General features: G+C 66.3%; 16 protein-coding genes. 13 read left to right on the forward strand and 3 right to left on the reverse strand.

Annotated features, from left to right (window positions below):
- From ACO1BU_RS32680 to ACO1BU_RS32735, 12 genes are all read left to right on the forward strand, one after another.
- The coding region (locus tag ACO1BU_RS32680; protein WP_424140119.1) for a Bug family tripartite tricarboxylate transporter substrate binding protein at positions 1-532 on the forward strand (532 nt) is incomplete at its 5' end.
- A 23-nt stretch (positions 533-555) separates the two neighbouring features.
- Positions 556-1,074 carry a flavin reductase gene (locus ACO1BU_RS32685; RefSeq protein WP_424140120.1) on the forward strand — a complete coding sequence of 173 codons (519 nt, stop codon included), beginning with the start codon at positions 556-558 and terminating at the stop codon, positions 1,072-1,074.
- A 120-nt stretch (positions 1,075-1,194) separates the two neighbouring features.
- A complete protein-coding gene (locus ACO1BU_RS32690; protein WP_424140121.1) occupies positions 1,195-2,169 on the forward strand; it encodes a tripartite tricarboxylate transporter substrate-binding protein in 975 nt (324 codons plus the stop codon).
- Positions 2,170-2,207: 38 nt separating this feature from the next.
- A complete protein-coding gene (locus tag ACO1BU_RS32695) occupies positions 2,208-3,482 on the forward strand; it encodes an acyl-CoA dehydrogenase family protein (RefSeq protein WP_424140122.1) in 1,275 nt (424 codons plus the stop codon).
- A 17-nt stretch (positions 3,483-3,499) separates the two neighbouring features.
- Complete coding sequence (locus ACO1BU_RS32700; RefSeq protein WP_424140123.1) at positions 3,500-4,324, forward strand: SDR family NAD(P)-dependent oxidoreductase; 825 nt, start codon at positions 3,500-3,502, stop codon at positions 4,322-4,324.
- 19 nt (positions 4,325-4,343) lie between these two features.
- Complete coding sequence (locus ACO1BU_RS32705) at positions 4,344-5,102, forward strand: glucose 1-dehydrogenase (protein ID WP_424140124.1); 759 nt, start codon at positions 4,344-4,346, stop codon at positions 5,100-5,102.
- 64 nt (positions 5,103-5,166) lie between these two features.
- Positions 5,167-6,159, forward strand: coding sequence for a Bug family tripartite tricarboxylate transporter substrate binding protein (locus ACO1BU_RS32710; protein WP_424140125.1), 993 nt, complete (start codon positions 5,167-5,169; stop codon positions 6,157-6,159).
- A 4-nt stretch (positions 6,160-6,163) separates the two neighbouring features.
- Positions 6,164-7,276: an NADH:flavin oxidoreductase gene (locus tag ACO1BU_RS32715; RefSeq protein ID WP_424140126.1), complete on the forward strand. Its 1,113-nt coding sequence runs from the start codon at positions 6,164-6,166 to the stop codon at positions 7,274-7,276.
- A gap of 41 nt (positions 7,277-7,317) precedes the next feature.
- Positions 7,318-8,382, forward strand: coding sequence for a maleylacetate reductase (locus ACO1BU_RS32720; RefSeq protein WP_424140127.1), 1,065 nt, complete (start codon positions 7,318-7,320; stop codon positions 8,380-8,382).
- 22 nt (positions 8,383-8,404) lie between these two features.
- Positions 8,405-9,286, forward strand: coding sequence for an intradiol ring-cleavage dioxygenase (locus tag ACO1BU_RS32725; RefSeq protein ID WP_424140128.1), 882 nt, complete (start codon positions 8,405-8,407; stop codon positions 9,284-9,286).
- Positions 9,287-9,320: 34 nt separating this feature from the next.
- Complete coding sequence (locus ACO1BU_RS32730) at positions 9,321-9,791, forward strand: FAD-dependent monooxygenase (RefSeq protein ID WP_424140134.1); 471 nt, start codon at positions 9,321-9,323, stop codon at positions 9,789-9,791.
- A complete protein-coding gene (locus ACO1BU_RS32735; protein WP_424140129.1) occupies positions 9,706-9,915 on the forward strand; it encodes an aromatic-ring hydroxylase C-terminal domain-containing protein in 210 nt (69 codons plus the stop codon). The genes ACO1BU_RS32730 and ACO1BU_RS32735 overlap by 86 nt, the downstream gene beginning before the upstream one ends.
- Positions 9,916-10,018: 103 nt before the next feature.
- Here the strand turns inward: ACO1BU_RS32735 and ACO1BU_RS32740 are convergent, their stop codons facing one another.
- From ACO1BU_RS32740 to ACO1BU_RS32750, 3 genes are all read right to left on the reverse strand, one after another.
- Positions 10,019-10,816 carry an IclR family transcriptional regulator gene (locus ACO1BU_RS32740; protein WP_424140130.1) on the reverse strand — a complete coding sequence of 266 codons (798 nt, stop codon included), beginning with the start codon at positions 10,814-10,816 and terminating at the stop codon, positions 10,019-10,021.
- 237 nt (positions 10,817-11,053) lie between these two features.
- Positions 11,054-12,301, reverse strand: coding sequence for an alpha-hydroxy acid oxidase (locus ACO1BU_RS32745; protein ID WP_424140131.1), 1,248 nt, complete (start codon positions 12,299-12,301; stop codon positions 11,054-11,056).
- Between the two features lie 320 nt (positions 12,302-12,621).
- Positions 12,622-14,262: an IS1182 family transposase gene (locus tag ACO1BU_RS32750; protein WP_424140132.1), complete on the reverse strand. Its 1,641-nt coding sequence runs from the start codon at positions 14,260-14,262 to the stop codon at positions 12,622-12,624.
- A gap of 52 nt (positions 14,263-14,314) precedes the next feature.
- Between ACO1BU_RS32750 and ACO1BU_RS32755 the strand changes: the two genes are divergently transcribed.
- Complete coding sequence (locus tag ACO1BU_RS32755; RefSeq protein WP_424140133.1) at positions 14,315-14,812, forward strand: IS6 family transposase; 498 nt, start codon at positions 14,315-14,317, stop codon at positions 14,810-14,812.
- The last annotated feature ends 69 nt before the right edge of the window (positions 14,813-14,881 follow it).

Raw genomic sequence — 14,881 nt, forward strand, 5'->3', positions numbered from 1 at the left:
GCGGCAGTCGGAGATCGACTACGCGACGCCGGCCGCGGGGTCGACGCCGCACTTCGTCTCCGTCGCCATGGCGAAGACGCTTGGGCTTCGCCTGTCGCATGTGCCGTATCGTGAACTCGCCATGGCTCTGGCCGATCTCAATGGTGGGCGGATTTCCGCTTACATGGCCGTGATTGGCACCGGGGCCGAGCAGCACCGGTCCGGCCGGATGCGCGCTCTGGCTGTGACCATGCCGGAGCGCGTGCCGACGCTGCCGGATGTGCCGACCTTCGCCGAACTGGGCTTCCCGCAGCTGACGGCTGATGAGTGGTATGGGATCTTCCTGCCGGTCCGCACGCCCCAGGCGATCGTCACGGGGCTACATGGCGCGATCGCGCAGGTGGCAGCTTCGCCGGAGATGCGCAGCGCGCTGCTGAAGCTTGAGCAATATCCCGTCATGACGACACCGGCCCAGTTCGCCGCGCGGCTGCAAGCGGAGCGCGAGCGCTGGGGCCCGGTGGTGCGCGAGTCCGGTTACGACGTGGGGGAATGACAATACGGGGGAGAGAGGCCGGCATGGTTGTCGCTTCTGCAGCATTCCGGAACGCCATGGCGCGGTTGGGCGCGGCGGTGAACGTCGTCACGACGGACGGGCCCGCCGGCCGTGCCGGCATCACCGCCAGCGCAGTCTGCAGCGTGACCGATACGCCACCAACTCTACTCGTCTGCCTCAACCGGGGCAGCGCTTCCCATGCTGTGTTCAGCCAGAACGGGGTGCTCTGCGTCAACACGTTGTCCTTCGGGCAGCGTGGCACCTCGGACCTCTTCGCCGGACGCACCGGCTTGCCGGCGGCGCAGCGCTTCGAGGGTGTACAATGGGAACGGCTCGCGACGGGCGCGCCGGTGCTCAGCGGCACCGTGGCCTCCTTTGATTGCCGGATCGTCGACTGCGTCACCCGGGGCACGCATAGCGTGCTGTTCGCCGAGGTGGAGGCGATTGTCCATGGAGAGGTGGCGGACGGCGGCCTGATCTACTTTGGCCGAGGCTACCACCAAGTCGGCGCTGCCGTACTGACCCGATCGGACGCCGCATAGCCCAGGCTTGACAAGGGCATATGCGGGCCAATAGAGTTCGCAAAACGATACATTGCATCGTTTCGCGGTAAATTGGCCCTCCCGAACGGGATGCGGCCCTGCCAGGGAGAACGATCTGTCGTGAACGCGATCACCCGCCGTGCTGCACTCGGCTTTGCCGCGACCGCCCTTTGTGCCGGTGCCGCGCGCGCGCAGACGCTGGACCGCGTGGTGCGCCTGCTGGTGGGCTTCCCGCCGGGTGGTGCGGCCGACATCGTCGCGCGCATCTATGCCGAGCGTCTGCGCGGCACCTATGCGCAGCAGGTCGTGGTGGAGAACCGGCCAGGAGCCGCCGCCCGCATCGCGCTGGATGCCGCTAAGGCGGCGGTGCCGGATGGCGCGACGCTGGTCTTCACGCCCGAGAGCATGCTGACGATCTACCCGCATATCTATCCGAAAACGCTGCGCTATGACGGGATCAAGGACTTCGTGCCGGGCGGCGCGGCCTCCTCCTTCCCCTTCGCCTTCGTGGTCGCGGCGAATCATCCGGCGCGCGACCTGGCGGGCTTCGCGCAATGGGCAAAAACGCAGAGGGACGTGTCCTATTGCAGCCCGGCGGCTGGCTCCATGCCGCATTTCCTGGCCGAGCAGATGTCGGCCAAGTTGGATCTGCGCCTGATGCATGTGGCCTATCGAGGCACCGGGCCGGCCCTGCCGGACCTTACCTCGGGGCGGCTGAGCGCGATCATGGGCGTGCTCGGCGACATGGCGGAGCAGCATCGGGCCGGCCATGTGCGTGTTCTCGCCATCTCCGCGCCGCGGCGCGCAGCGTCTCTGCCCGATGTGGGGACCTTCGCGGAACTGGGATATCCCGACCTGACGGCGGAGGAACTCTACACGATCCTCCTGCCCGCCGGCGCTCCTGCCCCGGTGGTCGAGGGGTTGGAGAAGGCCATCGCCACGGCCTCCGCCAATCCCGAGCTGCGCGCCGCCCTGGCGAAGATGGAGCAGGTTCCCGTCCCGCTCGGCTCCAGCGGCATGGCCGAGCGGATCCGAAAGGAGCGCGACCGTTGGGGGCCGATCGTGAAGGCTACCGGGTACACGGCCGAAGAATAGGCGCCGCCGCGCCGCATCCCGTTTCCAGGAGTTCTGCCATGTCCGTCGCCTTCGCGGATCATCCTCTCTCTCGCCCGGCGCCGCTTCCTGTGCCGGAACCGGGCCTGACTCTGGAGGAGCTGGTGGCCCGCGCCGTCGCGCTTCGCCCCATGCTGCGCGAGCAGCAGGCCGAGAACGAGGCACGCGGCACCTATGGGCCGGATCTGCACGAGGCATTCCGCCGCGCCGGCTTCTACCGGATCACGCAGCCTCGGATGTTCGGCGGTTATGAGATGCCGTTGACCCATTTCTATCGTGTGATGATGGAGGTGTCGCGCGGCGATCCGGGGGTGGGCTGGTGCCTGACGCTCGGCGCGTCGCATGGCTTCATCGTCGCCTCGCACTGGCCGGAGGAGGCGCAGTCGGAGCTGTTCGGGCCGGATGGTGAGTTCATCGCGCCACATCGGGCCCAGCCCATGGGCACGGTGGTGCGGGAACCGGGCGGCTGGCGTGTGAACGGGAAGTGGAATTACTGCTCCGGCATTCCCCACGCGACGCATTTTATCGGCACCGCCTTCCTGCGCGAGGAGGGAGCGCCGCCGCGCACCGTTCTCGTCGCCGTGCCGCGTGGCGGCTACGAGATCCTGCCGGATTGGGGTGGGGATGAGATCCTGGGCATGCGCGCCAGTGGCTCCAACAGCGTGGAGGTCAAGGATGCGCTGGTGCCCGAGCATTTCGTGATCCCCTTCGAGGTGATGTTCGCCCGTCCGGGTACGATGGAGAATGGGACGCCGGGCACGCGGCTGCATGGCAACCCCATGTATCTCGGCCGGCTGATGGGGCCCTATCACGCTTCTCTGGTGGCGGTGGTCACGGGTGCGGCCTGGGCGGCGATCGACGAGTATGAGCAGGTCTCGCAGAAGATGAAGACCTATGTCGATCCCGATGTACTGCGCGCCGATCATTACGACTTCCAGCGGCCATTCGGCGAGGCGCTGGCCAAGGCTGACGCGGCAGAGGCAATTCTGATCGGGGCCGCGCAGCGCTATATGGATCTCTGCGCGCGCTGGGCGAAGGATGGCACTCCCGTCAGCATCGAGGAGAACCTTCGCCTCTGGACCATGCTGCAGCAGGGCGGGCGCATGGCTTGCGACGTGGTGGAATCGCTGTTCCACAATGTCGGCGCCTTCGCGACGAAGAAGGGCAACCGTCTGCAGCGCTACTTCCGAGACGTGCAAATGTACCGCACCCATATGTCGGCGCAGCACCAGGCATTCGCCACTTATGTGGCCCGCGCCCATCTTGGGCGGCCGACGGGCTTCCGCGGTCTGTAAGGGCGCGGGGCGGGGCGATGAGGGCAGAGGCGTTGTTCGATGTGCGGGGCCTCGCCACGGCCATTACGGGTGGGGCAAGTGGCATTGGCCTCGCCTATGCGGAGGTGATGGCGCGTAACGGTGCGCGCGTGACCATCATGGATCGCGACGCAGCCGCGCTGGAGCGTGAGGCCGCGCGGCTGGGCGGAGAAGGGCTGGCGGTCCGGACACAGCTCTTGGATGTGACGGACCGCGCTGGACTCTGTGCCGGTTTCGAGGTCACTGCCGCACATTATGGGCGGCTGGATGTCGTCTTCGCCAATGCTGGCATCGACATCCCGCCGGGCTATTTGCGAAACGGACGGCGCGATCCGGAGGGGGCCATTGACGCCCTGGCGGATGACACCTGGGACCGCGTCATCGCTGTGAACCTGACTGGCGTGTTCCTGACCATCCAGGCGGCGGCACGGCACATGAAGACACAGGGCGGAGGCGGTAGCATCATTGTCACTACCTCGGTTGCGGGACAGCGCACCTCGGCGTTGCCGGGGCTGCCCTATATGCCGGCCAAAGCCGGGGCGGCGCATCTGATGCGGCAGGCCGCGCTGGAACTGGCGCGCTACGACATCCGGGTGAACGCGATCGCGCCTGGCACCATCGTGACCAATATCGGCGGCGGGCATTCGCATGAGGAGGCGACGCAGGCGGCGGTGGCGCAGACCACGCCGCTGCGCCGCATCGGCCAACCACGCGAGGTCATGGGCGCAGCGTTGCTGCTGGCTTCGCCGGCCTCCAGTTACATCACGGGGGCGGAGATCGTAGTGGATGGCGGCCGGATGCTCGGCCTGGCCGATCCGTCCTGAGGCACCCGGGGGAAAGCGCATGAAGTCGAGATTCACGGGCAAGGCGGTGATCGTCACTGGCGCGGGGTCCGGCATTGGGCGTGCGGCCGCTCTGCTCTTCTCGCGCGAGGGTGGGCGCGTGGCGGTGGTGGATCGCGATGCGGCCGAGGCAGAGGCAACCATGGCCGCGATCCGTGACGCGGCGGGGGAGGCGATCGCGATCACCGCGGATGTAAGCCAGGGCTCCAATTGCGCGGCCATGGTGGAGCGGACAATGGTTGCCTTCGGGCGGCTCGACATCGCCTTCAACAATGCGGGCATTGGCAGCACCGGTTTCAACATCCCGGAGGAGGAAGAAGAGATTTGGGACCGCATCGCAGCGGTCAATCTCAAGGGTGTCTTCCTCTCGATGAAGCACGAGATTCCTGCCATGCGCCGCGGCGGGGGCGGGGTGATCGTCAATACGGCTTCGGTTGCGGGGCTGGTCGGCGAAAAGGGGATCGCGACCTATTCCGCCACGAAGCATGGCGTGGTCGGCATGACGCGTACGGCCGCCCTGGACCATATCGGCGAGAATATCCGCATCAACGCCATCTGCCCCGGTGGCACGCTGACGCCGATGGTCGCGAGATCGCTGCAGCGCCCTGGCGTGGCGGAGCAGCGCATGTCCCGTCACCCGATCGGGCGCTTCGCCAAGCCTGAGGAGATCGCGCGCGCGGCGCTGTTCCTGGCATCCGAGGACGCGTCCTTCATCGTCGGCCACGCCTTGGCCGTGGATGGGGGGCTCACCGCGCAATAGCTGAGTAACAGGGGCGTATTCCATCGGCACAAGGTGGAGACGCTGGTCATGGAGGAGGGAAAGAATGCGTCCAGAGATCACCCGCCGCGTCGCGCTTGGCGCGGCCGGCACCGCCCTGCTCAGTGCCGCGGCGGGGCCGTTGCGGGCTGCGCCGGTCGAGCGGACCGCGCGCTTCATCGTCAATTCCGCTCCCGGGACTAATTCGGACCTGGTGGCGCGGCTCTACAACGAACGCCTGCGCGAATCCTACGCGCCGCAGATGGTGGTGGACAATCGGGCTGGTGCGGCCGGGCGGATAGGGCTGGAAGTGCTGAAGAGTTCGGCGCCGGACGGTGCCACCATCGCCATTACGCATGACACGTCGCTGACCATCTATCCCCATATCTACCCGCGCACGCTGCGCTATGATCTGGCGCGGGACTTCATCGTGGTGGCGCCGCTTGGCGCCTTTCCCTTTTCCCTAGCGGTTCCGGCTAACGGGCAGATCAAGGACTTCAAGCAATTCGCGGAATGGGCAAAGGGGCGCAGCGGCTCCATCTTTGCCTCTTCCGGCGCGGGCTCCGCGCCTCATTTCCTGGCCATGGAGATGTGCAAGGCTGTCGGGTTGCAGTCCAGCCACGTGCCCTATCGCGACACTGGGATGATCCTGGGCGATCTGCAGGGACAGAGGCTGGACTTCGCCATGCAGGTGCTGGGCAGTCATGCGGAATTGCATCGCGCAGGGCAGATCCGCTCTCTGGCCATCAGCGCGCCCGAGCGCTCACCGCTGATTCCTGATGTGCCCACTTTCGCGGAGTTGGGATACCCGCAGCTGACGCTGGAGGAGTGGTACGTGCTCCTCGTTCCTCATGGAACGCCGGCACCGCTGGTGACGGCGCTGCGGAGCGCAACCGTGGCGGCGGCGGGGGATGCGGCGCTGCGGGACGGGCTGGCCCGGGTCGGGTTGCGCGTGGTCTCGGCCACGCCGGAGGAGCTCCAGGAACGGCTGGTCAGCCAAACCAAGCGCTGGGGCGACATCGTGCGCGAGAGCGGCTTTACCGTCGAGGAGGCGCGATAAGCGGATGGACGGTCTACTGGCGTCTCTGTTCCAGCCTTTTCCCTTCGGCCGGGTGATGCTGCGCAACCGGATCGCCATGGCGCCGATGACACGGAAGCACTCGCCGGGTGGGATTCCGGGGCCGGACGTCGCTGCCTATTACCGCCGGCGCGCGGAGGGCGGGGTGGGGCTGATCATCACGGAGGGCACCACGGTCGGCCATCCCGCTGCCAATGCCTATCCGCAGGTGCCGGCTTTCCATGGTGTGGCTGCGCTGGAGGGTTGGCGCCGTGTGGTGGAGGCGGTGCACGGCGCAGGCGGGGCCATCATCCCGCAGCTCTGGCATACCGGTCTCCGACGGCGCCCGGGGGTGGAGCCGGATCCCTCCGTGCCGGGCTTCGGCCCCATGCGCATCGAGGAGGCGGGACAAGAGGTGGTCCGGGCCATGACGCGCGCCGATATCGCGGCGGTGGTGGAGGCCTTCGCGCAGGCGGCCGCGGATGCGGAGCGATTGGGCTTCGATGGCGTGGAACTGCATGGCGCGCATGAATACCTGCTGGACCAGTTCCTTTGGCCCGGTACCAATCAGCGCCAGGATGAATATGGCGGGACGTTGGAGAATAGGCTGCGCTTTCCGCTGGAGGTTGTGCGCGCCGTTCGTGGGGCGGTCCGCCCGGATTTGCCGGTGGTGTTCCGCTTCTCTCAGTGGAAGCTCAGCGACTATGCGGCCCGGCTGGCCGACACGCCGGAGGGACTGGGCGAGATCCTGCGCCCCCTCGCAGAGGCGGGGGTGGATGTTTTCCACGCCAGCACGCGGCGTTTCTGGGAGCCGGCATTCCCGAGCGTGCCGGGCACATTGGCCGCCTGGGCGAAGCGGCTGACAGGGCGGCCATGCATTGCGGTGGGCAGTGTGGGGCTGGAGGATGCGCCGGGCCGGGGAAGACCGGTGAGCGAGGGCGCGGCCACGCGGCTCGACCGGCTGGAGGTGCTGGCGGCTGGCCTGCGGGATGCGGATTACGACTTGGTCGCGGTCGGGCGTGCACTGCTGGCGGATCCGGCCTGGGCGGAGAAGTTGCGGCAAGGACGTGGGAGCGAGATCCTCGCCTTCGAGCAGCAGCTTCTCGAAGCCCTGACCTGACACCGTAAGCACCACGCTACGCGCCCCGGGGAGAAACAGGTATGGACGCATTCACCTACGAAGCCCTGCCGGGGCGCGTGATCTTCGGTTCCGGCACCCTCGCGCGCGTGGCGGAGGAGGTTCGGGCGCTAGGCTGCCGGCGCGTCATCGTGCTCTCCACCCCCGAGCAGCGTGGCGATGCTGAAGCCCTCGCGGCGCGGCTCGGCGACCTCGCCGCGGGTCTCTTCAGCGGGGCCGCGATGCACACGCCGGTCGAGGTGACGAAGCGCGCCCTGGAGATCGTGCGCCAGGCCGGAGCCGGTTGCACGGTGGCGCTGGGTGGCGGTTCGACCACGGGTCTCGGCAAGGCGATTGCCCTGCGGACCGACCTGCCCCAGATCGTCATCCCGACCAACTATGCTGGGTCCGAGGCTACGCCGATTCTGGGTGAGACGGAGCATGGGCGGAAGGTCACACAGCGGACCCTGAAGGTCCTGCCCGAGGTGATCATCTACGATGTGGAACTGACGCTAAGCTTGCCCGCGTCGCTCTCCGCGACCTCCGGCATGAATGCGATCGCCCATGCGGTCGAGGCGCTCTATGCGCGGGACAGCAATCCTGTCATCAACGGCATGGCCGAGCAGGGCATTGCCGCCCTGGCGCGCGCGCTGCCGACTATCAGGCATGATCCGTCGGACCGCGCCGCGCGGTCCGACGCGCTCTTCGGCGCATGGGCATGCGGCGTCTGCCTGGGCGCCGTAGGCATGTCGCTTCATCACAAGCTCTGCCACACGCTGGGCGGCAGCTTTGACCTGCCGCACGCCCCCACCCACACCGTAGTGCTGCCGCATGCCGCTGCCTTCAACGCGCCCGCCGCGCCGGACGCCATGGCGCGTGCTGCCAAGGCCCTAGACGTGCAGGACGCGCCGGCGGGCCTGTTCGATCTCGCACGCAGCCTCGGCGCGCCGACCTCCCTTCGTGAACTTGGGGTGGCAGAGGGTGAGTTGGACCGCGTGGCGGACCTCGCCACCACGCAGCCCTACTGGAACCCGCGGCCGGTGGACCGTCGCGGGATCCGCGCTCTGCTGGACGACGCCTGGCACGGGCGCCGCCCCGGCAGTCGCTGAACATCCGTGAAAGGAAAGCAGGATGCGGGATTTCGACGAAAGCAATATCACGGATGCCGTACTGGAACGCTTCTCCGGTACGCCGGATCCTCGGCTCAAATCCGTGATGCAGAGCTTGGTGCGACATCTGCACGCCTTCGTGCGCGACGTGGAGCCGAGCTTCGACGAGTGGAAGTTGGCCATCGACTATCTCACCCGCACCGGCCAGATGTGCAGCGATGTCCGCCAGGAGTTCATCTTGCTCTCGGACACGCTGGGCGTGTCGATGCTGGTGGATGCCATCAACCATCGGCAACCAGCCGGTGCAACGCAGACAACGGTACTCGGCCCCTTCTACGTGCAGAATTCGCCCGAGGTGCCCAACGGGTCGGATATCAGGGGTGGAATTGAAGGTGAACCGCTTTTGGTGGAAGGTACGGTCTGGTCAGCAGGTGGTGGACCTCTCGCCAATGCCTTGGTTGAGGTCTGGCATTCGGATGCCGACGGCTACTACGATGTGCAGAAAGCGGAAATGAATGAGCACGCCCTGCGCGCCTGCCTGCGGGCCGATACCGACGGACGCTTCCGTTTTTGGTCTATCATGCCGAAGTTCTACCCGATCCCGGATGACGGCCCAGTGGGAGAGATGCTGGCCGCTACGGCACGACATCCTAACCGACCGGCCCATGTGCATTTCATGATCTCCGCCCCGGGGCATGACACGCTGGTCACCCATGTCTTCGCGGAGGACAGCCCCTATCTCGACAGCGACGCGGTTTTCGGTGTCAAGACATCGCTGATCAGCCGCTTTGCTCAGGAACCACCAGGTATCGCGCCGGATGGCCGCAGGATGGAACAGCCCTGGAGACATCTGCGGTACGACTTCGGCCTGAAGCGGGCAGGCACTGCTGCGTCTGCTGCTTGACCAATCACCGAGTGGCACAGGAGAGAGCAGTGGACTGACCGAAACGGACGTCCTCATTGTGGGCATCGGGCTGGCGGATTTCTCGGTCGCGCTGATGCTAAGCACCTATGGCACCAGGAATATGCTGTTCACGAAATATCGCTCGCTGGCCGCTACGCCCCGCGCGCATATCACGAACCAGCGCACTATGGAGATCCTGCGCGACCTGGACGTGGAACCGAAGGTGACGGTCCAGGCGACGCCGCAGGTGGACAATGCCGTGGCGACGGAGGTGGCGCATAAGCTGATCGGCAACAGATCCATCCCGATCGAGGTCACCTCCACCGTCCATCTGGACGGTGAACCACATATACGCCACGCACTACGTACAGGGGCGGGTCTTTTGCATGGGGCCATGCGGTGCACCGCCATTCACCAGGGTGACGGGCGCGGCCTGGGCGCAGACCAGCAAGCAGGCCGGTGTGCCGATCGAGGTGTTCGTGATCGGCCCGGGCCAAGCCTATGAGGACCTCTTCGGCGACTGGGGCTTGGCGCGGAAGGCGGAGGAGAGCGGCTGCATCCTGGTGCGGCCGGATATGCATGTCGCCTGGCGGGCGCAGAATTCCTCGCGGCTGGGAGAGGCTGAGTGAGGCCATGCTGGCCGTTCCTGGCCGGGCCGCGCCGGCTGTGGTGAGCCGGGCGGCCTCACGCGCGGTCACCTTGGCGCCGTCCCGTCCTTTGGCGGGATGACGCTCAGGCCTGCAACCCGGCCGCCTTCAGGATGGCGGCGCGGCACTGGGCCAGTTCCTCCCGAAGACGGGCGCAATGCGCCTCGAAACGCGAGGTGGGCAGCAGGATGGAAATGGCGTAGCGTGTGCCCGACGCATCCACCAGCCGGGCCGCGAGGGCGGAGATGCCGAGGGAGGTGCCCTCACGGTCCATGAGGATGCCCGATGTCGCGGCCTCCAATTCGGCCAGCAAAACGCGGCGGTCCGTAACGGTGTGTGGCGTGCGGGCTTCGAGCGGATCCGGCAGCAATGTGCGGATAGTCGCCTCGGGCAGGCCGGAGAGCAGGGCCTTGCCGTCGGCGCTGCTGTGCAGCGGCCAGGTGGTGCCGACATTGGCGGTGAGGCGGACCGCCTGCATCGGCGGCGTGACGATGGCAAGCACTACCACCTTGCCGTCCTGCAGCACGGTCATGGCGGTGGATTCCTGCGTCGTCGCGGCCAAGCGTTCGAGATGAGGCCGCGCGAGGGCGACGAAGTCGATCCGCACCGAGGTGGCCAGGCGCGTGATCGTCGGGCCCAGGCGCACGCCACCTTGTGTCGCATCCACCATGACGAAGCCTTCAACGCAGAGCGCGTCCACGATCCGCTGGACCGTCGGGCGCGGCAGGCCGGTGGCCCTGGCAATCTGGCCGAGGCTGAGGCCGGCTGTCTGCCCTTCCAGCGCCTTCATCACCGATGCGGCGCGGGAGATCAGCTGCATGCCCGTACGGGACTCCGCGATCGCGGAGGACCCGGCGGGGTCCTTGGAAGCAAGCTTCGTCATAAGCTTCCGCATCGCAGGGTCGGTGTGTTTTGTGAAGGGGAGATGCGTCACGGCGGGCAGAGCGAGGCATGCTTTGTTGAAATTCTCGCTACTGACTCCCGAGGACAACCAGGTTGCGAGTGAGGACGCGGAAGGCGATCTCGCACTGCTGAGCATTGTGGACACGGGTGGTGAAAGCGGGGCCAAGGCCTCCTGTAAGCATGGCCCCCGATACCTCAGGGCATCCGCAGGCTGGCGTCAGCCCTCTGTCATACGCACCAACCGATCCGGCATCTCGTCTAACCTGTTGATCCCGACCGCCCCTATATCGCGCAGGATCTCGCTGCGCAGGAGATTGATGGCATAGGCGACTCCGGCCGCGCCCCCGACCGCCGCAGCATAATTGAACGGTCGCCCCACGAAAACGAAGCTGGCGCCGAGTCCGATGGCCTTCAGGACGTCAGTCCCGCGACGGACACCGCCATCCAGCATCACCGGGATGCCGCCCGCCGCCTGGACCACTCGGGGTAGTACGCGCAGCGGCGAGACCGCCCCGTCGAGTTGCCGTCCCCCGTGATTGGAGACGATGATACCGTCAGCCCCGCTCTCGCGCGCAAGGCGGGCGTCCTCCGCATGCAACAAGCCCTTGATGACCAGCTTGCCCCGCCAGCGCTGGCGAATCTGCTTCAGCCAGGTCCAGTCGATCTGTGCGCGGTCTCCGAACTCCCGCTCGACGTTGCGCGCCACGATCGGGGCGCCGCGGGTGGCGAAGGAGTTCTCGAAATGCGGCACTCCGTGGCGCACCAGAGTTTGTAGGAAGGTGCCGAACAGCCACCGCGGCCGGGTCAGGCCATCCCAGGCAAGCCGCAGGCTGGGCCGCAGCGGTGTCGAGAAGCCAGTCCGGATGTTGTTCTCGCGGTTCGCGCCGACCGTGGTGTCCACCGTGACCACGAGTGTTTCAATGGAAGACTGCATCACCCGACCAATCAGCGCCTCGATGCGGGGCATGTCGGGGGGCAGGTAAGCCTGGAACCAGGTCGTGGGGCCTGCGGCGGCGATGTCCTCCAGCCGGATAAGCGAGGAACCGCTGATGATCATCGGGATGTTCGCCTGTCCGGCCGCGCGTGCCAGAACGAGGTCGCCGCGATAGGCCGAGAGCGCGCAGATTCCCATCGGGGCAATCCCGAAGGGCGCCGCATAAGTGTGGCCAAGCAGCGTCGTCTCTTGCGATCGCTTCGAGACGCCGACCAGGAATCGCGGGACGAAGCCGTATTCCCGGAAAGCTGCGCGGTTGTCGTCAAGCGACTGGTTGTCCTCGGCTCCGCCGGAGACATAGCCGAAGATTGGGCGCGGAAGATGGCGTCGCGCTGCCACCTCGAAATCCTTCAGCGCGAGGATGCGGCGGAAGCGCCGCGGCACGTCCTTGCTCGAGCGGCGCCGGTCGTTGACCGCCGGCTCCGGAAGGCGCTGCTCTCCTGTCGGCGCAACCTCCCGCTCAGCCGGCATTACGAGCTCCGGCCTTGTCAGGTTGGCGGGTCCGGTGGGACGGTGGCAGTCTCTGCCGCATGACGCCCCCCAGCCCTTACCGAGGCTTCCGGTTCCCGGCCGAGGTGATCCAGCATGCGGTGTGGCTGTATCACTGCTTCAGCCTCAGCCTGCGCGACGTCGAGCTGATCCTGGCCACACGTGGTGTCGTGGTCAGCTACGAGACCATCCGGGACTGGGGTCTGCGCTTCGGCCGGCTGTTCGCGAACGAGCTGAAGCGACGTCGGCCAAGGCCGGGCGACAAATGGTACATGGATGAGGTGTTGATACTGTCGGCGAATTCACGCGGTTGCTGCGAGAGCCGCAAAGCGCGTCACGCGGGTTCTGGCCCGTGGTCGCCCATTCAGCCAATGGACTACTCTGGAGACGTTCGTCGCCGCTGCCGTGCAGACCTGTTGCAGACCGGTTTTGGCAAGACCGGTATAACGACTACGGCGCATACCGAAGCTGCGGACGCCCCGCGAGAGGGTACCCTCCACTCCAGCACGCCTTCGGTAGCGTTCCAGCCATGTAGGATCGGTCATCCGGGTACGTGCCGCATTGAGTGCCTCGTATTCCTCCCGCAAATGAAAGTGCACGTAGCGGCGCGCGCTTGTCACCGACGTGCATACGGTCTTCGCAGGACACACCCGACAGTCCGCACGGCTGAACTGGGCATGGATGCGCGGACTGCCATCCGCGGCGCGTACCGTGCGCCAAGACACGGAGTCCTTCCCTTTTGGGCAGGTCACCTGTTCACGGTCCCAGTCGATGCTGAAGTACCGTAGCTCGTAGCCATGCCCCACCCGGCTTGAGACGCCCCGGACAGGTCCTTCGAGTGAGACGCCGTGGTCCCGTTGGCTGCGGGCCAGCAGCTCCGCATCGACGTAGCCTGAGTCAACGAAGTGCTCCGCGGGGAGCAGCCCCTTCGCGGCCAGCCTGTCGTGGATCTCGGCTGTACTCGTCATGTCTGGCCGCATTGCGGGGCAGGTCTTCACGTGTGTGATCAGGTGTGCTGCATCGTCGTCACAGGTTTCGGTGATATGAACCTTATATCCAGTCCAGCTGAGATTCCGTTTCATGCTGAAGTGTGCCTGCGGATCGTATGGCGACTGTACCCGTTCAGCCACCGGCGGTAGCTCCGTGGTACTGCGCCAGTGTGATTTCCCGTCATCATGCGAGTAGTGCGTCCGCCACACGTCACGTAGGGTCTGCACCATGGGCAAGTCGCGCGCGGCTGTTGGGGCAGATGGATGCTCCAGCGCATCGAGCAGGAGGAACCCGTCCGTGCCAATCTCAAGGGCAAGCGCCGCGCGCTTATCCTGACCCTTGGGCAAGCGGTATTCCTCCACGCGACGGCCGTAGCGCTCGAACCAGGCAGGCAGTGCCACAGCGCGCACCCAGTCCGGCACGACTGCTGCGAGGTCATCCAGAGCGGCGCGGAGTGTTTCGGCCACCAGTTCCAGAAGAGAGAGGTCGTGCACGGCCGCCAGCACGTGGGTGCTGTCGGTGCGTTGCTTGCCGCGCGCCTTGACCAACCCACGCGCCTTGAAGCGCTCCAGCATCCTGTCCAGCAGCAGATGCTCCGCCTTTCCAGCAACCAGTCGCGCCCGAAACTCGGTCAGAACGCTGAAGTGAAAACCAGGGTCGGTCAGCTCCAGCCCGAGCGCGTACTTCCAGTCGATCCGGGCCCGCACGGCATCCGCCGCCTGTCGATCACTGAGGTGCTCCAGAAACTGCAGAACCGTAACCAACGCCAACCGCCACGGGGCCAGTCCCGGCTGGCCGCGGCTCGGGTAAAACCGCCGGAAGTCCTCGTCCTCATAGAGGGTGGTGAACTCATCGCGCAGGCGCGTCACCACCGTGCCCCGCGGAAAAGCCGCGCGAGCTACATGGATTGTCTCGGTTGGGATCTCGCCTATCGGCGTCGGATGCAGGCTCATGGAACAACCTTGCACCAAGAATTGCCAGCCAGGAATTCGCCGACAGTATCAGGTGTTCATCCGCGTTCGCGGCAAGCAGCATTACCTCTGGCGTGCGGTGGACCAGGACGGTCACGTGCTCGACATCCTGGTCCAGAGCCGACGCAATGCCACGGCAGCCAAGCGGTTCTTCCGCAAGCTTCTGAACGGGCTGCAGTACGTGCCACGCGTGATCGTAACCGACAAGCTGCGCAGTTATGCCGCGGCGAAGCGCGAGATCCTGCCGAGCGTGGAGCATCGGCAGAGCCGCTATCTCAACAACCGCGCCGAGGTGTCACACCAGCCGACACGACGACGAGAACGGCAGATGCAGCAGTTCAAGTCACCGCGCCACGCCCAGCGGTTCCTCTCCACCCACAGCCGGATCCACAACCACTTCCAACTTCGTCGTCACCGCCTGACCGCCAAGCAATACCGTGAAGTCCGCAGTGCCGCGTTCAGCGCTTGGCGCAATGTGAACCGCCCCGGGTTTGTCGGCAACTGTAATCAGGTTGCGGCGTCGAGACGGTAGTCTGTTTCGCTGGCGACCATTGCGTTGAGCGTGACGAGGAGCTTGCGAGCCGTGGCGGTCAGGATGGCC

The sequence above is a fragment of the Roseomonas chloroacetimidivorans genome (assembly GCF_049629625.1).
GTDB lineage: Bacteria > Pseudomonadota > Alphaproteobacteria > Acetobacterales > Acetobacteraceae > Roseomonas > Roseomonas chloroacetimidivorans.

Excerpts from the sequence above, each read along its gene's own strand:
- ACO1BU_RS32685 (WP_424140120.1), top strand. The coding sequence starts at position 556 with ATGGTTGTCGCTTCTGCAGCATTCCGGAACGCCATGGCGCGGTTGGGC.
- ACO1BU_RS32695 (WP_424140122.1), top strand. The coding sequence starts at position 2,208 with ATGTCCGTCGCCTTCGCGGATCATCCTCTCTCTCGCCCGGCGCCGCTT.
- ACO1BU_RS32700 (WP_424140123.1), top strand. The coding sequence starts at position 3,500 with ATGAGGGCAGAGGCGTTGTTCGATGTGCGGGGCCTCGCCACGGCCATT.
- ACO1BU_RS32705 (WP_424140124.1), top strand. The coding sequence starts at position 4,344 with ATGAAGTCGAGATTCACGGGCAAGGCGGTGATCGTCACTGGCGCGGGG.
- ACO1BU_RS32710 (WP_424140125.1), top strand. The coding sequence starts at position 5,167 with ATGCGTCCAGAGATCACCCGCCGCGTCGCGCTTGGCGCGGCCGGCACC.
- ACO1BU_RS32715 (WP_424140126.1), top strand. The coding sequence starts at position 6,164 with ATGGACGGTCTACTGGCGTCTCTGTTCCAGCCTTTTCCCTTCGGCCGG.
- ACO1BU_RS32720 (WP_424140127.1), top strand. The coding sequence starts at position 7,318 with ATGGACGCATTCACCTACGAAGCCCTGCCGGGGCGCGTGATCTTCGGT.
- ACO1BU_RS32725 (WP_424140128.1), top strand. The coding sequence starts at position 8,405 with ATGCGGGATTTCGACGAAAGCAATATCACGGATGCCGTACTGGAACGC.
- ACO1BU_RS32740 (WP_424140130.1), bottom strand. The coding sequence starts at position 10,816 with ATGACGAAGCTTGCTTCCAAGGACCCCGCCGGGTCCTCCGCGATCGCG.
- ACO1BU_RS32745 (WP_424140131.1), bottom strand. The coding sequence starts at position 12,301 with ATGCCGGCTGAGCGGGAGGTTGCGCCGACAGGAGAGCAGCGCCTTCCG.
- ACO1BU_RS32750 (WP_424140132.1), bottom strand. The coding sequence starts at position 14,262 with ATGAGCCTGCATCCGACGCCGATAGGCGAGATCCCAACCGAGACAATC.